This is a genomic window from Thermocrinis minervae, assembly GCF_900142435.1.
In the GTDB taxonomy this organism is placed as follows: domain Bacteria; phylum Aquificota; class Aquificia; order Aquificales; family Aquificaceae; genus Thermocrinis_A; species Thermocrinis_A minervae.
This window is the reverse complement of the sequence record NZ_LT670846.1, coordinates 742,809-762,445: the sequence shown is the minus strand read 5'-3', so window position 1 is coordinate 762,445 and position 19,637 is coordinate 742,809. Positions and strand designations below refer to the sequence as shown.

Genomic DNA, 19,637 nt, shown 5'->3' with positions numbered 1-19,637 from the left:
ATGAGTGACCTTATATACTTCTGGCAAGGGATAGTTTCAGCCATACTGGTGAGCGTATCTGCATCCTTCGTAGGTGTTTACCTGACCCTCAGAAGGCTATCCATGCTAGGAGCAAGCATATCTCACTTTGCTTTTAGCGGTATAGCCATAGCTATAGTGATGGATCTGGATCCCTTTCTGTTTACACTCCTCTACGTGCTAGTTGCTGGGCTTGTAACAGAGTACCTCATAGAAGACAGAAGATTGCCTGCTGACACAGTTCTGTCATTAATCTTCTCCTTCGGCGTTGCCCTTTCCATAGTCATACTCGGACTAAGTGGCAAGCTTGGTACACAAATAGTTTCGTACCTGTTTGGTAGCCTTCTGACCACATCCACAAACGAGGTGCTTTACACCCTACTGGCATCACTCCTGACCATAGCCTTTCTGACTTTTAACTACAGACGTCTAATGCTGATGGTCTTCAGCGAGGACATAGCCAAGGTACATGGGATAAAAGTAAGGATCCTAAACTACATGCTTGTAGCACTCGCATGCATAAACATAGTACTTTCTATGAAAGCCTTAGGTCTACTCCTGGCCACTTCCTTCATATCAATACCGCCACTTGCTGCCCTTATGGTGGCCAACGCTTTTCTACAGACAATAGTGTTTTCTATTCTATTCTCTTTGATAGCAACACTGCTTGGAATCTTCACATCCTTCACTCTTAACGTGCCACCCAGCGGTAGTATAGTGATGTTTATGGTGGGTTTGTTTGTTTTACTTGTTATGTTCAAATTTACGTCTAAAGTTGTGAGATCATGAGGGTTTATAGCTTACAGTTTAAAGTAGCCTTTGGAAAGGTGGAAGAAAACCTAAAAATAGCAGAGGGATTTCTGAATCAGGTAGAAGAAGGATCTTTGGTAGTCCTTCCTGAGATGTGGCAGTGTGGTTTTGACTACGAAAATATGTATGAACATGCAAAGGCTACAGATCAGATAATAGAAAAGCTAGTAGAATACTCTGGCAAAAGAAAGCTCACCATAGTAGGGACGTATCCCGTACTCAAGGATGGAAGGCTTTACAACAGCGCAGTAATTATATCGGAGGGAAAGCTACTAGGTCAAAGGTCGAAGATAAAGCTCTTCCCTTTGTACGAGGAGAATAATCATTTCTCCCCTGGAGATGAAAACCCTGTGTTTTATACACCACACGGCCCAATAGGTATTCTCATATGCTTTGAGCTCAGATTTCCAGAGCTTGCGTTAGATCTAAGGAGAAAGGGTGCCAAGATCTTGGTTGTTCCCTCCATGTGGGGGTTAAGGAGGAAAGAGCATCTAAGAGTTCTGACACTTGCAAGAGCCTTGGATACACAATCTTTTCTCATACTAGCAAATGCCTACGGAAAGATAGGAGAGGAAGAGTACGCAGGATGTAGCGCCATAGTAGACCCTTGGGGAAGGCTTCTTGCCTACTCAGACTGGGGTGATACTCTTCTCTCCTCCTTCGTGGATTTAAAGCTAGTGGACGAGGTTAGAAAAGGTTTACCACTGTCTTAAAATATTCTCCGTGGTTGTGGGTGTACTTACTGTAGACCTGTACTTTCCAGAAAGTAGGTCCATTAAGGAGAAAAGGCAGTACCTTAGGTCTATAAAAGAGAGGATAAAGAACTCTTTTAACGTGTCAGTGGCCGAGGTAGACGGGCAAGATCTGTGGCAGAGATCTCTGTTAGCTGTAGTATGTGTGGGCGCGGAGAGGAGCATCGCCGAAGAGATCCTCGCTAAGGTCAGAAACTTCGTAGACAAGAGCTACCCCGAGTTCATCCTCTCCACGAGGGTTGAGTTCATAAACCTCTAGGTGTATACCTCTTCTAGCTTTACCACCTCTTCTGGATGAGCTATCCTTCCTAGTACAGCACTGGCAGCTACTACAGCAGGATTTGCTAGATAGGCTTCACTCTTAGGGTGACCCATCCTACCAGGGAAGTTCCTGTTGGATGTGGATATGCATCTCTCTCCTTCTGCTAGTATACCCATATGACCACCAAGGCATGGCCCGCATGTGGACACAGATACTACACAGCCAGCTTCAAGGAATATATCTATCAGTCCTTCTTTGAGGGCTTGCATATAAACCTTCTTTGAAGCTGGGATGACTATACATCTCACGTAAGGGTGTACCTTCTTACCCTTTAGGACCTTAGCCGCTATCCTAAGATCCTCCAACCTTCCGTTGGTACAAGAGCCTATGAAGGCCTGGTCTATGGTTATATGGGTAGATTCAGTAACGGGATGGACGTTGGAAGGAAGATACGGCCAGGCTACCAAAGGCTCTATGCTTCCTGCATCCCACTCGTACACAGAATGGTAATGAGCGTCTGGATCACTTTGGTATATCTTCCACGGTCTTTTTGCCCTTTGAGAAACGTACTCTATGGTCTTTTCATCTGGGGCTATGATACCGTTCTTTGCTCCTGCTTCTACAGCCATGTTGGTTATGGTAAGCCTCTGATCTATGGAAAGCTCCCTTATAGCCTCTCCTTCAAACTCCATAGCTCTGTAAAGAGCACCATCCACACCTATCTGGCCTATAGTGTAGAGTATGAGATCCTTACCGAAAACCCAAGGTTTTGTCCTTCCGTAGAAAATGAACTTCATAGATTCAGGAACCTTTAGCCAAATCTCTCCAGTAGCAAAAGCGTAAGCTATGTCCGTAGAACCTACACCAGTGGCAAAGGCACCGAGTGCACCGTACGTACAGGTATGAGAGTCAGCACCCACAACAAGGTCTCCAGGTACTACAAGTCCTTCTTCTGGAAGTATGGTGTGCTCTATACCTTCACCTTCTTGGAAGAACCACTTTATGTTGTGCTTCTTTACAAAATCCCTGACCATTTTAGCTTGCTCTGCAGACTTTATGTCCTTCGCAGGCACAAAGTGAGAGAGCACTAGAGCTATCCTTTCAGGGTCAAAGACCTTGTCTATGCCGTACTTCTCAAGCACCTTGATGGCTAGGGGTGCTGTCACGTCGTTGGCCATGGCAAGGTCTATCCTAGCCGTTATGAGCTCTCCCGGATAGACCTCTTTCTTACCTGCATGATCTGCCAGTATTTTTTCAGTTATAGTCATACCCACGGCTTACCTCCTCCTTAAGCTTCTACCCTACGCTCCTCCTTTATCCCCTTTTTATACTCTTCCTTCTTGCAACCATTTTTAACTTCAACACCATGAAGGCTTAGTATCTCAACTACTTCTTCACAAGTCATAGTCTCCTTTTCCAGCAGCTTTTTGACTATGGCCCTTATAGCATCAGCGTTCTCTTGGATGATGCTTTTTGTCTCTTCGTAGGCCTGTGTTAGGATCCGTCTTACCTCCTCGTCTATCTCCCTTCTTAGCTCCTCGCTTATGTCCACGTAGGTGCTTATTCCACCCAGGAAGGGGTTTGCGTTGCGTCTGACGGCTATGGGTCCGAGCCTTTCGCTCATGCCCCACATGGAGACAATCCTGTAGGCAAGGTCTGTAGCTCTCTGTAGGTCGTTCTCAGCTCCTGTGGTTATACCCTCTTTCCCGTAGAACACCTCCTCTGCAGCTCTTCCACCCATTAGGGTCAATATTCTACCGTAAAGGTCCCTCTTGTCGTACATGTACTTATCGTCTATAGGAAGTTGCTGAGTTACTCCAAGAGCCATACCTCTAGGAATTATGGATACTTTATGCAAAGCTTCCGAGCCAGGAACCATAAGGCTCATTATGGCGTGGCCTACCTCGTGGTAAGCTATCTTCTCCTTCTCCTCCTGGGACATAACCATGCCTTTCCTTTCCAGTCCCATGGTTATCCTATCAAGGGCCTCTTCTATGTCAGACATCTCTATGGCCTCTTTACCCTTCCTCGCCGCCAGTAGAGCGGCCTCGTTTAGTAGGTTCTCAAGGTCTGCGCCTGTAAACCCTGGCGTAGCTCTGGCTACTATCTCAAGGTCTACATCTGGAGCAAGCTTTTTGTTTCTTGCGTGTACCTTCAGTATCTCGTACCTACCCCTTAGGTCTGGTCTTGGTATGTATATCTGTCTGTCAAAACGACCGGGTCTTAATAAAGCAGGGTCCAGGATGTCCGGCCTGTTGGTGGCGGCTATGACTATTATCCCTTCGGAGGTATCAAACCCGTCCATCTCTACAAGAAGTTGGTTTAAGGTTTGTTCCCTCTCGTCGTGCCCTCCACCTAGGTTGAAGGCTCCCCTTGACCTTCCTACAGCATCTATTTCGTCTATAAAGATGATGCATGGCGCATGTCTTTTGGCAGTATCAAAAAGATCTCTCACCCTGGCAGCACCCACGCCTACAAACATTTCAACAAAGTCCGAGCCGGAGATGGATATGAAGGGAACATGAGCCTCACCAGCTATGGCTCTTGCCAGCAGAGTCTTGCCTACTCCAGGTTCTCCAAAAAGGAGAACCCCCTTAGGTGGTCTTCCACCAAGCCTTTGGAACTTGAGAGGGTCCTTTAGGTATTCTATTATCTCCTTTACCTCCTCCTTCACCTCATCCATACCCGCCACGTCCTGAAGGGTAACCTTTGGCCTTTCCTCTATGTAAACTTTTGCCCTACTCTTTCCAAAGCTGAAGGCCCTTGAGTTTCCACCCGAGCTGAACTGTCTCATCATGTAGATCCATATGCCTATGAAGATTATTATGGGTAGCCACGAAACCAAGAAGGTGATAAGCCAGCTTGAACGTTCAGGGGGAACTACCTCTACTTTAACGCCCTTCTTGACAAGATCATCTATCAGGTTACCGGTAGGTGGTATGCCCGTCTCTATCCTCTGACCGTCCGTGGTAAGACCTATAAGCACACCGTCTTTGACCTTGACTTCTTTCAGCTTCCCTTCGTCTGCAAGCTGAAGCACGGTGTTTATGGATGTCTTTATAGAGTGCTCCCTTTCAACCTCTAACATGTTGAAGGCAAAAACCACCATAAGGATAAGAGCTATCCACACCAACAAACCTTTAGCCCATTGCATAGAGGATAAAGATAGCTGGATGGAGTTCCTAGACAAGGGGTAAACAAAAACTTGCCAAGTATAGAGTAAAAATCTATATTAATTAATCCCCAAACTTTTTTTAAGGAGGCCGGAGTATGTACTATGTGGCAGAGGTCATAAACGAAGAGTGCAGTAAGTACAACTGTAAGCAATGCACCCTTTTTTGTCCAGAGCCTAACACCCTGATGTACAACGATGCGGAGCATCACGCTTACGTGATAACTGAACGGTGTAAGGGGTGTGCTCTTTGCGTGTACGTGTGCTCTGACCTTCTTAAAAGAAATGCCATACGAATGGTAATGCCAGAAGTTCTTGCAGAAAAGTAAAGGAGGTATAGCATGGCAACCCTTGGACCATCTGGATACTCACCGTATCCTGTAGCCGTTTATGAAGGTGTTTTAAATCCACCACCTGGAAAGGCCCTTATGTTTAATCAAATAGTTGATGAAGAGATAGCAATGAGAGAGGCCGCAAAGGCCATGCTTACAAGACAGAATCCCACTATATTCCCAGGGCCACAGGTACTCTACGCGTGGAATGAAGAAGCAAAAGAAAAGGCTAAACTCGTAAAGAAGATGGCCGAGGTTCTAAACGCCAGGATAATCCCCATGTACGACTACAGGCCTAAGTATCCTAAGATAAACCCAGCCGTTGAGATAAACCCTAACCATCCAAATCTCACCATTTGGCACAACAAGATAAAAGCATGCATATTTGTAGGAGTCCATTGCCACTATGCAAACGTAGCCCTAAAGATAATAAGGGCCGAGACAGATTGCTTTACCATAGCCATGTGCGGCATGGCTGGACATGAGGATGCTATGATAACCCTTAGAGATCAGCACATAGAGGAGATGGAGAAGTTTATAAAGATAGCTGAGGAGGTAAAGAAGGAGTTAGGAAAATGAACATACATGATGATATAGATCCTTGTTTTCTTAAAGACCTCAAAGTAGATTTGAGTAGAAAACTTCAACGGAGGTAGGTCCATGCAAAAATCTGAGCTTGTACAATACAACAGGGCCGGGCAGAGGATAGTCTCACCAGACTATCTTCTCTTCGAAGCACCAAGGACAAAGCATTTCATGACAGGATCTGAGGCGGTAAAGGAAGCCGTTAAAAGAGCTTCCGTTGACGCTTCAGTCTCTTATCCCATAACTCCTCAATCAGAAGCTGCACACCTCATAGGTGAACTATGGGTAGAAGGTTACGTAGGAGTTTACTTCAGGGGAGAATCTGAATTTGGCGTTATGTCCGAGATAGCTGGCTGTGCCCTTGCGGGAGCTAGGTGCATCACAACCACATCAGGACCAGGAACCCTAAGGGCTATGGAGAACTTCCCCATGTGGGCAGGAACACGCATACCTGTCCAGCTTGTCCTCATGGCAAGAGGAGTAAACTCACCCCTGTCTATACAGCCCGACAACCTTGAGGTTAGCTTTCTGCTCGATACAGGATGTATGATCTGGTACGCAGAGAATGCCCAAGATCTCTTTGACATGATACTGGCAGGTTTTGTAGTCGCAGAACAACCAGATGTTCACGTTCCGGTGATTACAGTAGTAGACGGCTTCTTTGTATCTCATACTAGGGAAGCGGTTATGCTCCCACCAGATGACATAGCCCTACCACCTTATAACCCTTACAGAGCACCCATGCCTGTTATAGATGCAGAGGTTCCACCAGGCAGATTCCTGAGGGACCCCTTTGTGATGAAGTCCAACTACATATCTTACGCCACCCATGCAAGCTGGCAGTGGGAAGTTAGAGCTGCTATAGAGAGATCAAGACCATACGCCAAGCATTACCTCAGAGGGCTCATAGAGGAGTTTGGAGATCCAGAGGCAGACATAGTATTCGTCACCTGCGGAACGGCCGCAGCTCAAGCAAAAGAAGCATGCAGAATACTTGAAGACGAAGAGGGTATAAAGACAAAGGTAGTAAAGCTAAAGACCATAAGGCCCTTCCCTATACAGGAGCTTAGGGAAGCTGTCAAAAATGCCAGGTATATATTTGTACCAGAGTTCAATGTAGTAGGTTGGCTTGAAAGGGAAGTAAGAAGGTACCTGTACAAACACTCTGATGCCGAAATAATAGGATCTCCAAGGGTTGCTGGTGGTATGACCATGCCTCCTGAAGTCATAGTTAAGGAAGTTCTAAAGTTCGTAGGTAAGGAGGTAAAGCATGTCATTTAAGATCTACCAGATAAACGAGGAGTTTTTGGACGTCATGCCCCAGGAGATCAAGGACCTACAGTTTAAAGCTACCTGGGGCAATCCCAAAAGGGGTGTTATGGACCTGCCCTACGCTAAGGAGCTTATAGAGGAGCACTCCCTTTGTGCAGGATGTCCAGAGTCGGCCGCTCTTAGGTACATACTTGCCTCCCTGCCTAACCCAGAGGATACCATAATAGTTAACTCCACGGGTTGTACATCCCTAGTCTTCCCACACATAGCTCTGCACACTGTCCACTCACTCTTTGGAAACCAAAATGCTGTAGCATCTGGTATAAAGAGAGTACTCGAATGGAGGTTCCCAGATAAGGTAAAGGACGTAGTAGTACTTGCGGGAGACGGTGCTACTGTTGACATAGGATTGGACTGCACCCTCCAATCTTTCTTCAGACAGGAGAAGATAACCACCATATGTTTTGACAACGAAGTTTACGCCAACACGGGCGGTCAGGAGAGCGGAACCACTGTAAGAGGACATGTCTTTAAGATGGCACCAAAGGGCAAACAGTGGGACAAGGTCCCCATGTGGCAGTTAGCTATCGACTCTGGTTGCCACTACGTAGCAAGACTTACCGTCTCATCTCCCAAGAAGGTAGAACAGGTGGTCAAAAAGGCCATATACGTGGCCAGGGAAGTGGGTCCTACCTACATACACCTATACACTCCCTGCATACTTGAGATAGGTCTAAACTCAGACGACGGACTTGAAGAGATGAGGGCAAGGGATAAAGAGAGGTTTAGCTTCTTTGAATACATGACACCGCAAGCGGAGGAGGTCATAAACAGGAAGAAGGAGGAAGGCTTGCTATGATGAGGAAGAGGGTAAACATAAGGATGCCAGCTCTGGGTGGCCAAGGCGCGGTTACAGCCGCCCACATTATAGCAACCGCTGCAGACTACGAAGGTTATTACGCTGTTTCGAACCCCTTCTTTGGCGCTGAGAAGAGGATGGCGCCCGCCGAAAGCTATGCAAGGATAGGGGTAGAGCCCATCTTTGACAGGGGAGAAGTGGTCTATCCAGACGTCATTATGGTCTTTCACCCACAGGTCATAACCATGGGTAAATCCTACACCATGCCCTTCTACTCTGGCATAAAGAAGAATGGTCTGATAATCATAAACTCTGAAGAAGACCTTCTGACGGATGAAGACAAGGAGTTTCTAGCTTCCTTGAACGTAAAAGTGCTAAACTTTTCAGCCACCAAATTTGCCATAGACATAGCCGGAACAGAGCTCTCCACCAACATGGCCATGATAGGAGCCCTTTTTGGCGCTATAGGAAACATCAGTATAGAAGCTATAGAGGAAGGAATAAAGTCCAGGTTCCTCAAGAAGTTCGTAGCCTCTGGTGGAACGGCTTCATTGGACTCGGCCCTCGAAAGGAAGTTTAAGAAGAAGCTTGAGCTTATTCAGAAAAACCTGGAAACAGCTAAAGCCGCTTACGAGTTTGCCAAAAAGTGGGCCCAAGAACAGGGCCTAGAGCCCTTCCTACCGCCACCGCCAAAAAAGGTAGCTGTCTAAACCTTCTGGGGCCCCTGGCCCCTTCTATGTTTTGCAAGGTAGGGTGGCGTTCTAAAAGGCAGAGTTCTATGTACAAAGTAATATCTTGCTATATGATAGCTTGTGTCGAATCCGTAAAAGTTTAACTTCATCCTTGATAGTTCTTCCTCCCTGTAACAGCTGAGGGGTTTTTCCCTTTCATCTGCCTCCCTTATGAGTCTCTTTTTCATGAGTAACTCTTCTATTTTCCTTCATAGATAAGTTTTTTTACAGAATCCATGACCTTACTCCTAAACGTCTTAGGGTCCCCATCAAAGACAACATCAATAAGGCCAATCTCCTGAGCTTTTCTTGCGCTGATAGGCAGTCTATTTTCCATTATTTGTCTGCTGACATCCCAACCAACTCTTTTAGGAAGCAGATAAGTCCAAAATTCGGATCCGTAGAGGTTACCTATGTTCTTGTAATGAGGATTTAAAACTACAGAACTTCTCGCTATTACCAAGTCTCCAGCTAGAGCTAGGAATACACCACCCGCCCCAGCATTTCCCTGCATTGAGCATACAAAAAACTTATCCACACTTCTGATCATCTCTTCACATAGGTCATCCATAGCGTTTATGTTTCTCCACGACTCATCGGCTGGACTTTCTGCGTTTTCAATGGTGTTTAAGTTCATACCGTTTGACCAAAAGTCCTCCGAACCCCACAGTATGATTACATCCACCGGCCTCTTCTTGGCATATCTTATAGTTTCCAAAAGTCTTTGGCACTGCTCTGTACTCATGGCTCCGTTGTAGAAGTTAAACTCAATGTTTCCTATGCCCTTTTCTTCCCAGTAGATTATCTCTCTGTATGTCCTCCCTTCATAGCTCTCCCAAGGTTTTAGCGGTATTTCTTTAGCATACACATCATGTAACACCCTTAACGCTGGCAGCTTTATAGAATCCCTACCCTTCTCTCTTAGATGGGTTATCCAAACGGCTCCATCCAGGGTTGCTATGCATACAGTCTCATCTCTAACGGCTAAAACCTTACCCGGTGGCTCACCTTTCAAAAAGTCTTATGTCCACCGCAGAACTCCATTATGTGAATAGGAAGGTTTGGAAGGTCCTGTAGTTCTCTCTTTATATCCTTCACAAGCTTTTGGAATATCTTCGTATCCCTGTAGGTATTTAAAAGACTAGCTGAGGTGTTCTGCACGAATAATAAATATACGTTCATTAATTTTCCTGTCAAGAAACCTTATAATTCTACCCATGCTGGACCCAAAGACCTTAGAAAATTGGGACAAGACCTATTTCTGGCATCCTTTTACTCAGATGAAGGTCTACAGGGAAGAAGAGAATCTTATTTTTGAAAGAGGAGAGGGCGTATACCTATACGATATATATGGGCGGAGGTTTATAGACGCCATATCTTCTCTATGGTGCAACGTCCACGGACATAATCACCCTAAGTTAAACCAAGCACTTATAGAACAACTTCAAAAAGTGGCTCACACTACAACCCTTGGAAGTTCAAACGTACCTGCCATACTCCTCGCCAAGAAGCTAGTAGACATAACACCTTCTTGCCTTACCAAAGTCTTCTACTCAGAGGATGGAGCTGAAGCCGTGGAGATAGCCATAAAGCTCGCATACCAGTACTGGAGAAACCTAGGAGAGAGAAGGAAGGTTTTCGTAACTTTGTCGGAAGCCTACCATGGAGACACTATAGGCTCTGTGAGCGTAGGCGGTATAGATCTATTCCATGGCACATACAAAGACCTTCTGTTTGAAACAGTAAAGATTCCTTCTCCTTACTTATTCTGTAAAGAGAAGTACGGAAGGCTATGCGATGAGTGTAAGGAAGAGCTTCTGTCCATTCTAGAAAAGGTGCTAAAAGAGAGGTCTGATGTGGTGGCTGTTATATTGGAAGCTGGCATACAGGCAGCCGCTGGCATGTTACCCTTCCCAAAAGGATTTTTAAAAGGGGTAAGGGAACTCACTAAGAAGTACGGTGTGTTGATGATAGTGGACGAGGTGGCCACAGGTTTTGGAAGGACGGGTAGCATGTTTTACTGCCAGCAAGAAGATGTGTGCCCTGACTTTATGTGTCTCGGGAAGGGAATAACGGGGGGTTACTTACCACTGGCGGCAACCCTGACCACCGAGGAGGTCTTTAATGCCTTCCTGAGTGAGTTTGGCGAGAAGAAACATTTCTACCATGGGCACACCTATACAGGTAACAACCTAGCATGCGCCGTAGCACTTGCCAACATAGAACTCTTTGAGGAAGAAAAAACCCTGGAGAAGCTCCAGCACAAGATAGAGTATCTTACAAAAAGGCTTGAGGAGTTTTGGGATCTGGACCACGTGGGGGACGTGCGCCAACTTGGCTTTATGGCAGGTATAGAGTTAGTAGAGGATAAGAAGACAGGTAGGCCCTACCCATATGGAGAAAGAACAGGCTTTAAAGTGGCCTACAAGTGTAGAGAAAAGGGAGTTTTCCTAAGACCTTTGGGAGATGTCATGGTACTCATGATGCCTTTGGTGATAAATACCGACCAGATGGACACCGTGATAGATGCACTAAAGTGGGCCATAAGCACCCTTTGAGTTTAAATTTTTCTGTATGGTTGCAGGTTCTGTAGACTACCTTAAGATACAGTTTGATTACTCAAGAAGGTACTTCAACGAGTTTATTTCCGACAGGCCTCATCTTAAGGACTACCTTAAGCCTGATGAAACCCCTACCCTCCTTATAGACCTCAAAGGTGTAAAGAGTAGATACATAGAAATAAAGTACCACCTGCCTTTTGTTAAAATTTACTATGCAGTAAAGGCCAACGACCACATATCCATAATAAGCTCCCTGGCCGAGCTCGGTTCTGGGTTTGAAATAGCCTCCACAGAAGAGCTCAAGAAAGTTCTTTCTTTTGGTGTATCACCCGACAGGATAATTTCTAGCAATCCCATAAAACCCATGGACTTTATAGAGTACGCATACAGACATGGTGTGGACAGGTTTGCGGTGGATTCCTTTGTCGAAGTGGACAAAATATCAAAAGTAGCAAAACGTTCAAGGGTTTACGTACGTATAGTAGTACCTAATGAAGGCAGTGAATGGCCCCTTTCTAAGAAATTTGGTTTAGACATAGATACAGCTCTTGAAGTACTTGAATATGCCAAAGACAAAGGTCTCATCCCGTATGGAATAACCTTTCACGTAGGTTCTCAGTGCAACAATTACAGAAACTGGTTCATAGCTATAAAGCTGGCCAGCGAGCTATGGGAGAAGGCAAGAAGGAAGGGTATAAACCTTCAAGTGCTAAACATGGGTGGTGGACTGCCCGTAAGGTACATGTACGAGGCCTTAAGGGTGGAGGATATAGCCTATTACGTGAAGGGACTTCTTCAAAAGTATTTCCCTAAGTTACCCCACGAGGTGCAGATGGAACCTGGAAGAGGTGTGGTGGGAGACCAGGGCATCATGATCACTAGGGTCATAGGAAAGGCCAAGAGGGGTGAAGAGCATTGGCTCTACATAGATACGGGTGTCTTCAACGGTCTTGCCGAAGCTCTGGGTGGTATAAGGTATCCCTTCTACGTAGAGAGGGAAGGTCCTTTAAAAGAGTGGACAATAGGGGGTGTATCATGTGACAGTATGGACGTGGTGGCCAAAAGCGTAGCTCTACCTGAGCCTGAGGTAGGGGACTACGTTTACATCCTATCTGCCGGAGCTTACACGAACGTCTACGCTTCTAACTTTAACGGTTTTCCCGCTCCAAAGATAGTTGCAGTCTAAGAACCGATAAAACTTGTGCTATAATATACAAGCTTGTATTAAGTCTTGTATTTTAACGAGGAGTGATGTGCCATGATACAGAGGCAGACTTACTGTAATGTTGCAGACAACTCTGGTGCCAAAAAAGTACAGGTTATAGGTATACCCTATGCGCCTAGGAAGTATGCCACCCTTGGTGACGTGGTAACGGTCACCGTCAAGAGCGCTGCCCCCAACAGCCCTGCCAAGAAGGGAAACATTTACAGGGCTGTTGTGGTCAGGACCAAGAAGGAGGTAAGGAGACCTGACGGAAGCTACATAAAGTTTGACGATAACGCGGTGGTGCTTCTCAACCAGTACGGAGAGCCCCTAGGAACACGTATCCTGGGACCAATAGCCAGAGAGGTCAGAAACAGAGGTTTTACTAAGCTTGCATCCTTGGCACCGGAGGTAGTCTGATGGCGTCTAAAATAAAGCAGGGAGACAAAGTGGTAGTTATGAGGGGTAAAGACAAGGGTAAGGTTGGAGAAGTCCTTAAGGTTATCCGGGAGAAGAACAGGGTTCTGGTTAAGGGTGTGAACATAGTCAAAAAGCATGTTAAGGCTATACCCAACGTAAGGGAAGGTGGCATATTTGAGATGGAAGCTCCAATTCACATAAGCAACGTGATGCTCCTATGTCCCAAATGCGAAAAACCGACGAGGGTGGGCTTTAGGATAGTACAAGAAGGAAATGTAATGAGGAAGTACAGGTACTGTAAAAAATGCAATGAAAACATAGACCTTGTTAGAGAAAAAGCCTTAGAGAGGGTTAAAGCATGAGCACGCAGACCAAGTACGTACCAAGGCTGTACATAAAGTACAAGGAGGAGGTAGTACCTAAGCTTATCCAACGTTTCGGCTACAAAAACCCCATGCAGGTACCCAGGCTGGTGAAAATAGTGGTCAACATGGGCGTTGGAGAGGCGGTAAGCGACATAAAGTACCTTGAGAGGGCTATGGAAGACCTCAAGGCCATAACAGGTCAGCATCCTTCCATAAGAAGAGCTAGGAAGTCAGAGGCTGGCTTCAAGCTTAGGAAGGGAATGCCAGTAGGCCTGAAGGTAACCCTACGTAAGGTCAGGATGTGGGAGTTTTTGGACAAACTTATAAGCGTAGCTCTACCAAGGGTTAAGGACTTTAAGGGTCTTAACCCCAGATCCTTTGACGGTAGAGGTAACTACGCCTTTGGTATAGCTGAGCAAATAGTCTTCCCAGAGATAGACTACGAGAAGGTGGATGCTATCAGGGGTATGGATATAATCATCCATACAACTGCCAAGACAGACGAAGAAGCCCTTTGGCTTCTTTCTTTATTAGGATTACCCATAAGGAGCGTGTAACATGGCTAGGAAGTGCAAAGTAGCTAAGGACCTTATGCATTTTCCTAAGTATAAGGTAAGGCAGAAGAACAGATGTCCTCTGTGTGGAAGGCCAAGAGGATACATAAGGTACTTCGGTATGTGCAGGATATGCTTCAGGGAAAGGGCCCTTAGGGGTGAACTCCCTGGAGTGAGAAAAGCAAGCTGGTAAGGAGGTGATAGAATGGACCCGATAGCGGACATGTTTTCCGCAATTAAAAACGCCCTTATGCAGAAGAAAGATTACGTGATAGTTCCTTCTTCTAAGCTAAAGGAAGCAATACTAGAGATACTCAAAAAGGAAGGTTTCATCAAAGATTGGGAAAGACTAGAAGAAGAAAGAAAGGGCACCCAGTATATGCTCAAGATACATTTGAAATATCTTGATCCCAAGAAGGAAGTAAGTCCGCTCACCGAAATAAAGAAAATATCAAAGCCAGGAAGAAGGGTTTACGTACCCAAGCACAGGATACCTTACGTAAGAAGAGGACTGGGTATAGCCATACTTTCAACAGACGCTGGTGTGGTTACAGACCACGAAGCCAGGAAACTCGGAAAGGGTGGCGAAGTAATAGCTTTTGTTTGGTGAGGTGAAGCCATGTCAAGGATAGGTAAAGCACCCATAGAGATACCTTCAAACGTGAAGGTAAGCATAGCTAACGGTGTTATAACCGTTGAAGGACCAAAGGGCAAACTCTCCATGAATGTACACCCTGACATGAAAGTAATACAAGAAGGAAACGTCATAAGGGTAGAAAGACCTTCAGACGATCCATTCCACAGGGCACTTCACGGAACCACAGCAGCCCTTATAAGGAACATGATAAAGGGTGTTACAGAAGGCTATACGGTGGTACTTGAAGTAGTAGGTCTAGGTTACAAAGCTGCAGTTAAAGGGAATAACCTAGAGTTAAACCTTGGATATTCACATCCAATAGTGTATCCTATACCACCGGGTATAAAGATTGAAGTTAAGGAAAACAAGATATACGTAAGTGGCATAGATAAGCAATTGGTTGGACAAGTGGCTGCCGAGATAAGATCCTTCAGGAAGCCAGACGCCTATAAAGGTAAGGGTATAAGGTACGAAGGTGAGGTTATAAAGCTCAAAGCTGGAAAAGCTGCAGGAAAGGGTAAGAAGTAAGGAGGTTTTCCATGGCCAAGTTGACAAGACAAGAAAGAAGGGAAAGAAGGCACAAGAGGATAAGGAAGAAGATCTTTGGTACCCCTGAAAGGCCAAGACTTTGCGTATACAGGAGTTTAAACGCCTTCTACGCTCAGATAATAGATGATACTAAAGGTATCACCTTAGTATCTGCATCCTCTATAGACAAGGATTACGTCCAGATGTTTGGGAAAAGAGGTGGAAAGTCTATCGAGGATGTGAAGAAGGTTGCCCAACTTTTGGTAAAGAAAGCAAAGGAAAAGGGCATAACAAAGGTAGTCTTTGATAGAAATGGGTTCTTGTACCATGGGAAGATAAAAGCCTTTGCAGATGCTTGCAGAGAGCTAGGTCTTGAGTTCTAAAAAGGAGGTAGAGAATGGGTGGTAAGTCCATAGAAAAACTCATAGACAGGAGAAGAAGAGAACAAGGTATAAGTGCCTTGGAAGATGAACTACAGATAGAAGAAAGGCTTATCTACGCCAAAAGGACTGCAAGGGTTACAAAGGGTGGTAGGAGGTTCTCCTTTAGCGCTCTTGTGGTGGTAGGAGATAGAAGAGGCTTTGTCGGTTTCGGATTGGGTAAAGCAAAGGAAGTACCCATAGCCATAGCAAAGGCTATAGAGGATGGGAAAAAGCATATAATAAGGGTTCCCATAGTAAACGGAACAGTACCCCATGAAGTCATAGGTCACTACGGCCCCACACAGATAAAGATCCTCCCAGCCAGGAGAGGAACGGGTATAGTAGCCGGTGGAGCTGCAAAACCCATTTTAGAACTAGCAGGTTATACAGACGTACTTACCAAACTACAAGGTAGCACCAACCCCAACAACGTAGTAAGGGCTGTATTTGATGCGCTGTTACAGCTTAGAACTCTTGAAGAAGTAAGCAGGATGAGAGGCATACCAGAAGAAGAATTAAGAAAGAGATACAACCTATACGCGAGAGAGGTACAGCTGCCATGAAGAAGCTAAAAGTGACCTTAGTTAGAGGCTTAGCTGGAAAGAGAGAGGAACACGTAAAAGCTGTACATAGCTTAGGCCTTAAAAAAATTGGACAAAGTAGGATACTGCCTGACAACCCTATGGTAAGGGGTAATATAAGAAAAGCCTTCTATCTTCTAAAGGTGGAGGAGGTAGAAGATGAAGCTTCATGAACTTGCTCCACATGAAGGAGCTACAAAGGAAAGAAAGAGAGTAGGTAGAGGCATAGGTTCTGGACATGGAAAAACCGCCGGTAGAGGACACAAAGGTCAAAAGTCAAGATCAGGCGATAGGAAGATGCCTTCATGGTTTGAAGGTGGCCAGACACCTCTGCATAAACGCATACCCAAAAGAGGTTTTAACAACCCATCCCGTAGAGAATACACAGTAGTAAACCTAAAGACTATAGATAGGTACTTCTCCGAGGGCCAAGAGGTAAACCCTGACACACTATACGATAAGGGTCTTGTGAAGAAAGGAATGCCTGTAAAGATCTTAGGTGACGGTGAGCTTACCAAAAAGCTACACATAAAGGCCCATGCTTTTTCCAAGAGTGCCATAGAGAAGATTCAAGCCTCAGGCTCCACCTACGAGGTACTAAAGTGATAAATATCCTAAAGGAGATCTTCTCCTCAGAGGACCTCAGAAAGAGGTTTTTCTACACCCTCTTTATGTTTGCTGTCTACAGGTTTGGTAGCCACGTACCCATACCGGGTATAGATACTACGGCCCTTGAAGAGTTTTTCAAGAGCTTTCAGACCACCATCTTTTATCTGTACGACATATTCTCCGGCGGGAACCTAAGCAGGATGACTCTTTTTGCTTTAGGCGTTATGCCTTACATATCAGCTTCCATAATGATGCAACTACTCACAGTAGCCATTCCAGAGCTTCAAAGACTGGCAAAGGAAGAGGGTGATTATGGACGTTACAAGATAAACCAATACACAAGGTACTTAACCCTTTTCGTAGCCTTAGTTCAGTCTACAGGCATAGCCATATGGTTGCAAAATCAAACGTCTCCGAAAGGTACTCCCATAGTGGTGGAGAAAGGTCTTCTATTCACCTTCACAACAGTTATAGCCCTTACAGCATCCACCATGTTCTTAGTTTGGGTAGGAGACAGGATAACACATAGAGGATTAGGAAACGGGATGTCCCTCCTTATATTCGCAGGAATAGTAGCAGGTTTTCCTAACGCTTCCATAAGAGTGTACAGTATGCTAACCTCCGGAGAACTTTCTCCCTTTGCTGTAGTAGGCGCCGTGATCTTCGTGATAGCTATCATATTTGCCATAGTCTATCTACAAGAGGCCGAAAGGCGTATACCAGTACAGTACCCCAGAAGACAGGTAGGTAGACAGGAGATAGTAGGTGGATCCACCTACTTACCCTTCAAGATAAACCCAGCCGGAGTAATACCCATAATATTCGCCCAGTCCTTATTACTCATTCCTTCTACAATAATAGGCTTTATAAAGCATCCCATAGCTCAAGCGATACACGAAGCTTTTAATCCCACGAGTCCCTTGTACAACGTACTTTACGTAATGCTCATAGTATTCTTTACTTACTTCTACACGGCCGTCCTCATAAACCCCATGGATGTGGCGGATAACTTAAAGAAAGCTGGTGCTTTCATCCCAGGCGTAAGGCCCGGTAAGGATACACAAGCATTCTTAGAAGGTGTAATCAACAGACTGGCCTTCATAGGAGCTCTGTTCCTTAGCGTGGTAGCTACCGTTCCTCTATTCATAAGCATATGGCTTAAAGTACCTTTCTACTTTGGTGGAACTACAGCCCTTATAGTTGTGGGTGTGGCGCTCGATACCATAAATAGGATAGAAGCTCAACTTCTTCAGAAGAAATACACTATGGGTGCCATAAGGAGGAGGAGATGATACTTGTGTTTTTAGGTCCACCCGGAGCTGGAAAAGGGACGCAGGCGAAGATGCTTTCGCAAGAGTGTGGATTTTTACACGTCTCCACAGGAGATCTTCTCAGAGAGGCTGTGAAGAACGGGACGCCTCTCGGCCAAAAAGCCAAGGAATACATGGATAGAGGTGAGTTGGTACCCGATGAGCTCATCATAGCACTCATAGAAGAAGTATTCCCCAAGGACAATAAAGGAGTTATACTTGATGGATTTCCAAGAACTGTAAAGCAGGCTCTAGCTCTTGACGAATTCCTTAAAAAACATTCCAAGGAACTTTATAGGGTAATCTTCTTTGATGCTAAAGATGAGGTGATAGTAGAGAGACTTTCAGGTAGAAGGGTATGTTCTAAGTGCGGAGCTGTTTATCACATTAAGTTTAACCCACCGAAGGTAGAAGGAGTATGCGACATATGTGGTGGTACCCTTATACAGAGAGAGGACGATAAAGAAGATGTGGTAAGGCGTAGGCTAGAGGTCTATAGAGCCCAAACCAAAGAGCTTATTGACTTTTACAAAAAAAGAGGTATACTATATAGTTTGGACGCATCTAAGAGTATGCAGGAAATCTACGAAGAGTTAAAAGGCTTGGTACATGGCTGTTGAGCTCTACTCTTTCAAAGAAATTGAGAAGATAAAGAAGGCATGTGATGCTGTAGTTTACGTGCTTAAGGAGGTGGCTAAGCTAGTGAAGCCAGGCATAAGTACATGGGACCTTGAGGTAAGGGCAAGAGAGCTATGTAAGGACCTTAGAATAAAGCCGGCATTTTTAAACTACAAGCCACCCTTTAGTGACATTAAGTACCCTGCGGCCTTATGCGTATCGGTGAACTCTGCAATAGTGCATGGTCTTCCCAAGGAAGAAGAAATATTAAAGGAAGGAGATATAGTGAGCATCGACTTTGGAGCTTTCGTAGACGGCTATGCAGGTGATTCGGCGATAACGGTTCCAGTAGGTCAAGTAGATGAACAGAAAGAGCTGCTTATGAAGGCTACAAAAGAAGCCCTTGAAGAAGCCACAAAAGCCTGCGTAGCCGGAAATTGGCTTTCCGACATAACCAATGCCATAGCAAATGTTGCAAATAAGTATGGGTTTAAGCCTGTAAAAGGTCTAGGTGGACATGGTATAGGCAGGCGTGTACACGAAGATCCATACGTGCCTAACAATCCTGCAGACTTTGACGGTAAAAGAGTCAAAGATTTAAAGCTAAAGCAGGGCATGGTACTTGCCATAGAACCTATGATAGCTGTAGGATCTGATGAATACGTACACGAAGAAGACATCAAAAAGGACCCTTGGACAGTAAGGACAAAAGATAACAGTCCATGTGCTCACTTTGAGTATGTGGTAGCTGTTACCAAGGAGGGACCTATAGTGCTTACGGAGTTTGGCCATGGGTAAGAAGAAAGATGAACAGCAACATAAGGAAAAAGGTATAGTACTTGAAGGTGTTGTTGAAGAGGTGCTACCAAACGCTATGTTTAGAGTAAGGTTGGATACGGGTCATCTAGTACTCGCACATGTCTCTGGAAAAATGCGTGTTAACTTTATCCGTATACTTCCAGGAGACCGTGTGAAGGTAGAGCTATCACCTTATGACCTCACACGGGGAAGGATAATATACAGATACTAAGGAGG

At 45.2% G+C, this 19,637-nt stretch carries 29 protein-coding genes; 24 read left to right on the top strand and 5 right to left on the bottom strand.

All coding sequences use genetic code 11. The features are described from left to right. The 3 genes from B5444_RS04195 to B5444_RS04185 are packed head-to-tail and all read left to right on the top strand — an operon-like array spanning window position 1 to window position 1,839. Window positions 1–807, top strand: coding sequence for a metal ABC transporter permease (locus B5444_RS04195; RefSeq protein WP_154021734.1), 807 nt, complete (start codon window positions 1–3; stop codon window positions 805–807). Then, a complete protein-coding gene (locus B5444_RS04190) occupies window positions 804–1,541 on the top strand; it encodes a nitrilase-related carbon-nitrogen hydrolase (RefSeq protein ID WP_079653985.1) in 738 nt (245 codons plus the stop codon). The genes B5444_RS04195 and B5444_RS04190 overlap by 4 nt, the downstream gene beginning before the upstream one ends. 10 nt (window positions 1,542–1,551) lie before the next feature. After that, window positions 1,552–1,839, top strand: a complete 288-nt coding sequence (locus B5444_RS04185; RefSeq protein ID WP_079653984.1) for a DUF503 domain-containing protein — start codon at window positions 1,552–1,554, stop codon at window positions 1,837–1,839. Here B5444_RS04185 and leuC read toward each other — a convergent pair. Together leuC and ftsH are read right to left on the bottom strand one after the other, a co-directional pair. Next, window positions 1,836–3,116 carry a 3-isopropylmalate dehydratase large subunit gene (leuC, locus tag B5444_RS04180; RefSeq protein ID WP_079653983.1) on the bottom strand — a complete coding sequence of 427 codons (1,281 nt, stop codon included), beginning with the start codon at window positions 3,114–3,116 and terminating at the stop codon, window positions 1,836–1,838. The genes B5444_RS04185 and leuC overlap by 4 nt on opposite strands. 14 nt (window positions 3,117–3,130) lie before the next feature. Further along, window positions 3,131–4,996, bottom strand: a complete 1,866-nt coding sequence (gene ftsH, locus B5444_RS04175) for an ATP-dependent zinc metalloprotease FtsH (protein WP_079653982.1) — start codon at window positions 4,994–4,996, stop codon at window positions 3,131–3,133. Window positions 4,997–5,112: 116 nt separating this feature from the next. On the opposite strand from ftsH, the gene B5444_RS04170 reads away from it, so the two are divergent. The 5 genes from B5444_RS04170 to B5444_RS04150 all read left to right on the top strand — a co-directional run bounded on the left by B5444_RS04170 (window position 5,113) and on the right by B5444_RS04150 (window position 8,772). Continuing rightward, window positions 5,113–5,343, top strand: a complete 231-nt coding sequence (locus B5444_RS04170; protein ID WP_079653981.1) for a ferredoxin oxidoreductase — start codon at window positions 5,113–5,115, stop codon at window positions 5,341–5,343. A 12-nt stretch (window positions 5,344–5,355) separates the two neighbouring features. After that, window positions 5,356–5,925, top strand: coding sequence for a carbon monoxide dehydrogenase beta subunit family protein (locus tag B5444_RS04165; protein ID WP_079653980.1), 570 nt, complete (start codon window positions 5,356–5,358; stop codon window positions 5,923–5,925). An 81-nt stretch (window positions 5,926–6,006) separates the two neighbouring features. Then, window positions 6,007–7,212, top strand: a complete 1,206-nt coding sequence (locus B5444_RS04160) for a transketolase C-terminal domain-containing protein (protein WP_079653979.1) — start codon at window positions 6,007–6,009, stop codon at window positions 7,210–7,212. Then, window positions 7,202–8,062: a thiamine pyrophosphate-dependent enzyme gene (locus tag B5444_RS04155; protein WP_079653978.1), complete on the top strand. Its 861-nt coding sequence runs from the start codon at window positions 7,202–7,204 to the stop codon at window positions 8,060–8,062. Before B5444_RS04160 ends, B5444_RS04155 begins: the two co-directional genes overlap by 11 nt. Beyond that, window positions 8,059–8,772, top strand: coding sequence for a 2-oxoacid:ferredoxin oxidoreductase subunit gamma family protein (locus B5444_RS04150; RefSeq protein ID WP_079653977.1), 714 nt, complete (start codon window positions 8,059–8,061; stop codon window positions 8,770–8,772). Before B5444_RS04155 ends, B5444_RS04150 begins: the two co-directional genes overlap by 4 nt. On the opposite strand, the gene B5444_RS07775 is transcribed toward B5444_RS04150, so the two are convergent. From B5444_RS07775 to B5444_RS07655, 3 genes are read right to left on the bottom strand one after another with little or no spacing between them, the layout of a single operon-like run. Continuing rightward, window positions 8,769–8,981: a hypothetical protein gene (locus tag B5444_RS07775; RefSeq protein ID WP_231967072.1), complete on the bottom strand. Its 213-nt coding sequence runs from the start codon at window positions 8,979–8,981 to the stop codon at window positions 8,769–8,771. The two genes, B5444_RS04150 and B5444_RS07775, sit on opposite strands and share 4 nt — an antisense overlap. 11 nt (window positions 8,982–8,992) lie before the next feature. After that, entirely contained in the window at window positions 8,993–9,808 is an 816-nt protein-coding gene (locus B5444_RS04145) for an enoyl-CoA hydratase-related protein (protein ID WP_231967071.1), read from the bottom strand. Further along, window positions 9,805–9,975: a hypothetical protein gene (locus B5444_RS07655; protein ID WP_172838427.1), complete on the bottom strand. Its 171-nt coding sequence runs from the start codon at window positions 9,973–9,975 to the stop codon at window positions 9,805–9,807. The genes B5444_RS04145 and B5444_RS07655 overlap by 4 nt, the downstream gene beginning before the upstream one ends. 35 nt (window positions 9,976–10,010) lie before the next feature. Between B5444_RS07655 and bioA the strand changes: the two genes are divergently transcribed. The 16 genes from bioA to infA all read left to right on the top strand — a co-directional run bounded on the left by bioA (window position 10,011) and on the right by infA (window position 19,632). Continuing rightward, on the top strand, window positions 10,011–11,351 hold the full coding sequence (gene bioA / locus B5444_RS04140) for an adenosylmethionine--8-amino-7-oxononanoate transaminase (protein WP_079653976.1): 1,341 nt from the start codon (window positions 10,011–10,013) through the stop codon (window positions 11,349–11,351). A gap of 16 nt (window positions 11,352–11,367) precedes the next feature. Further along, window positions 11,368–12,540 carry a type III PLP-dependent enzyme gene (locus B5444_RS04135; protein ID WP_079653975.1) on the top strand — a complete coding sequence of 391 codons (1,173 nt, stop codon included), beginning with the start codon at window positions 11,368–11,370 and terminating at the stop codon, window positions 12,538–12,540. Window positions 12,541–12,612: 72 nt separating this feature from the next. Beyond that, window positions 12,613–12,978 carry a 50S ribosomal protein L14 gene (gene rplN, locus B5444_RS04130; RefSeq protein WP_079653974.1) on the top strand — a complete coding sequence of 122 codons (366 nt, stop codon included), beginning with the start codon at window positions 12,613–12,615 and terminating at the stop codon, window positions 12,976–12,978. Continuing rightward, window positions 12,978–13,340, top strand: a complete 363-nt coding sequence (gene rplX, locus B5444_RS04125) for a 50S ribosomal protein L24 (protein WP_079653973.1) — start codon at window positions 12,978–12,980, stop codon at window positions 13,338–13,340. The genes rplN and rplX overlap by 1 nt, the downstream gene beginning before the upstream one ends. Continuing rightward, window positions 13,337–13,900: a 50S ribosomal protein L5 gene (gene rplE / locus B5444_RS04120; RefSeq protein ID WP_079653972.1), complete on the top strand. Its 564-nt coding sequence runs from the start codon at window positions 13,337–13,339 to the stop codon at window positions 13,898–13,900. Before rplX ends, rplE begins: the two co-directional genes overlap by 4 nt. Before the next feature lies 1 nt (window position 13,901). Continuing rightward, window positions 13,902–14,090, top strand: a complete 189-nt coding sequence (locus tag B5444_RS04115) for a type Z 30S ribosomal protein S14 (protein ID WP_079653971.1) — start codon at window positions 13,902–13,904, stop codon at window positions 14,088–14,090. Window positions 14,091–14,102: 12 nt separating this feature from the next. Continuing rightward, on the top strand, window positions 14,103–14,507 hold the full coding sequence (rpsH, locus tag B5444_RS04110) for a 30S ribosomal protein S8 (protein ID WP_079653970.1): 405 nt from the start codon (window positions 14,103–14,105) through the stop codon (window positions 14,505–14,507). Window positions 14,508–14,516: 9 nt separating this feature from the next. After that, window positions 14,517–15,062: a 50S ribosomal protein L6 gene (gene rplF, locus B5444_RS04105; protein ID WP_079653969.1), complete on the top strand. Its 546-nt coding sequence runs from the start codon at window positions 14,517–14,519 to the stop codon at window positions 15,060–15,062. A gap of 11 nt (window positions 15,063–15,073) precedes the next feature. Beyond that, the gene (rplR, locus tag B5444_RS04100; protein WP_079653968.1) at window positions 15,074–15,445 is read left to right on the top strand and encodes a 50S ribosomal protein L18; all 372 of its coding nucleotides are present in this window, start codon (window positions 15,074–15,076) and stop codon (window positions 15,443–15,445) included. Between the two features lie 14 nt (window positions 15,446–15,459). Then, a complete protein-coding gene (gene rpsE, locus B5444_RS04095) occupies window positions 15,460–16,047 on the top strand; it encodes a 30S ribosomal protein S5 (protein ID WP_079653967.1) in 588 nt (195 codons plus the stop codon). Beyond that, complete coding sequence (gene rpmD, locus B5444_RS04090; RefSeq protein ID WP_079653966.1) at window positions 16,044–16,238, top strand: 50S ribosomal protein L30; 195 nt, start codon at window positions 16,044–16,046, stop codon at window positions 16,236–16,238. Before rpsE ends, rpmD begins: the two co-directional genes overlap by 4 nt. Then, window positions 16,225–16,671, top strand: a complete 447-nt coding sequence (rplO, locus tag B5444_RS04085) for a 50S ribosomal protein L15 (RefSeq protein WP_079653965.1) — start codon at window positions 16,225–16,227, stop codon at window positions 16,669–16,671. The genes rpmD and rplO overlap by 14 nt, the downstream gene beginning before the upstream one ends. Further along, window positions 16,668–17,966: a preprotein translocase subunit SecY gene (gene secY, locus B5444_RS04080; RefSeq protein ID WP_079653964.1), complete on the top strand. Its 1,299-nt coding sequence runs from the start codon at window positions 16,668–16,670 to the stop codon at window positions 17,964–17,966. The genes rplO and secY overlap by 4 nt, the downstream gene beginning before the upstream one ends. Then, the gene (locus tag B5444_RS04075; RefSeq protein WP_079653963.1) at window positions 17,963–18,604 is read left to right on the top strand and encodes an adenylate kinase; all 642 of its coding nucleotides are present in this window, start codon (window positions 17,963–17,965) and stop codon (window positions 18,602–18,604) included. Before secY ends, B5444_RS04075 begins: the two co-directional genes overlap by 4 nt. Beyond that, window positions 18,594–19,400: a type I methionyl aminopeptidase gene (gene map / locus B5444_RS04070; protein ID WP_079653962.1), complete on the top strand. Its 807-nt coding sequence runs from the start codon at window positions 18,594–18,596 to the stop codon at window positions 19,398–19,400. Before B5444_RS04075 ends, map begins: the two co-directional genes overlap by 11 nt. Next, window positions 19,393–19,632: a translation initiation factor IF-1 gene (gene infA, locus B5444_RS04065; protein WP_079653961.1), complete on the top strand. Its 240-nt coding sequence runs from the start codon at window positions 19,393–19,395 to the stop codon at window positions 19,630–19,632. The genes map and infA overlap by 8 nt, the downstream gene beginning before the upstream one ends. Window positions 19,633–19,637 lie beyond the last annotated feature (5 nt).

Excerpts from the sequence above, each read along its gene's own strand:
- B5444_RS04195 (WP_154021734.1), top strand. The coding sequence starts at position 1 with ATGAGTGACCTTATATACTTCTGGCAAGGGATAGTTTCAGCCATACTG.
- B5444_RS04190 (WP_079653985.1), top strand. The coding sequence starts at position 804 with ATGAGGGTTTATAGCTTACAGTTTAAAGTAGCCTTTGGAAAGGTGGAA.
- ftsH (WP_079653982.1), bottom strand. The coding sequence starts at position 4,996 with ATGCAATGGGCTAAAGGTTTGTTGGTGTGGATAGCTCTTATCCTTATG.
- B5444_RS04170 (WP_079653981.1), top strand. The coding sequence starts at position 5,113 with ATGTACTATGTGGCAGAGGTCATAAACGAAGAGTGCAGTAAGTACAAC.
- B5444_RS04165 (WP_079653980.1), top strand. The coding sequence starts at position 5,356 with ATGGCAACCCTTGGACCATCTGGATACTCACCGTATCCTGTAGCCGTT.
- B5444_RS04160 (WP_079653979.1), top strand. The coding sequence starts at position 6,007 with ATGCAAAAATCTGAGCTTGTACAATACAACAGGGCCGGGCAGAGGATA.
- B5444_RS04155 (WP_079653978.1), top strand. The coding sequence starts at position 7,202 with ATGTCATTTAAGATCTACCAGATAAACGAGGAGTTTTTGGACGTCATG.
- B5444_RS04150 (WP_079653977.1), top strand. The coding sequence starts at position 8,059 with ATGATGAGGAAGAGGGTAAACATAAGGATGCCAGCTCTGGGTGGCCAA.
- B5444_RS07775 (WP_231967072.1), bottom strand. The coding sequence starts at position 8,981 with ATGAAAAAGAGACTCATAAGGGAGGCAGATGAAAGGGAAAAACCCCTC.
- B5444_RS07655 (WP_172838427.1), bottom strand. The coding sequence starts at position 9,975 with ATGAACGTATATTTATTATTCGTGCAGAACACCTCAGCTAGTCTTTTA.
- bioA (WP_079653976.1), top strand. The coding sequence starts at position 10,011 with ATGCTGGACCCAAAGACCTTAGAAAATTGGGACAAGACCTATTTCTGG.
- B5444_RS04135 (WP_079653975.1), top strand. The coding sequence starts at position 11,368 with ATGGTTGCAGGTTCTGTAGACTACCTTAAGATACAGTTTGATTACTCA.
- rplN (WP_079653974.1), top strand. The coding sequence starts at position 12,613 with ATGATACAGAGGCAGACTTACTGTAATGTTGCAGACAACTCTGGTGCC.
- rplX (WP_079653973.1), top strand. The coding sequence starts at position 12,978 with ATGGCGTCTAAAATAAAGCAGGGAGACAAAGTGGTAGTTATGAGGGGT.
- rplE (WP_079653972.1), top strand. The coding sequence starts at position 13,337 with ATGAGCACGCAGACCAAGTACGTACCAAGGCTGTACATAAAGTACAAG.
- B5444_RS04115 (WP_079653971.1), top strand. The coding sequence starts at position 13,902 with ATGGCTAGGAAGTGCAAAGTAGCTAAGGACCTTATGCATTTTCCTAAG.
- rpsH (WP_079653970.1), top strand. The coding sequence starts at position 14,103 with ATGGACCCGATAGCGGACATGTTTTCCGCAATTAAAAACGCCCTTATG.
- rplF (WP_079653969.1), top strand. The coding sequence starts at position 14,517 with ATGTCAAGGATAGGTAAAGCACCCATAGAGATACCTTCAAACGTGAAG.
- rplR (WP_079653968.1), top strand. The coding sequence starts at position 15,074 with ATGGCCAAGTTGACAAGACAAGAAAGAAGGGAAAGAAGGCACAAGAGG.
- rpsE (WP_079653967.1), top strand. The coding sequence starts at position 15,460 with ATGGGTGGTAAGTCCATAGAAAAACTCATAGACAGGAGAAGAAGAGAA.
- rpmD (WP_079653966.1), top strand. The coding sequence starts at position 16,044 with ATGAAGAAGCTAAAAGTGACCTTAGTTAGAGGCTTAGCTGGAAAGAGA.
- rplO (WP_079653965.1), top strand. The coding sequence starts at position 16,225 with ATGAAGCTTCATGAACTTGCTCCACATGAAGGAGCTACAAAGGAAAGA.
- B5444_RS04075 (WP_079653963.1), top strand. The coding sequence starts at position 17,963 with ATGATACTTGTGTTTTTAGGTCCACCCGGAGCTGGAAAAGGGACGCAG.
- map (WP_079653962.1), top strand. The coding sequence starts at position 18,594 with ATGGCTGTTGAGCTCTACTCTTTCAAAGAAATTGAGAAGATAAAGAAG.
- infA (WP_079653961.1), top strand. The coding sequence starts at position 19,393 with ATGGGTAAGAAGAAAGATGAACAGCAACATAAGGAAAAAGGTATAGTA.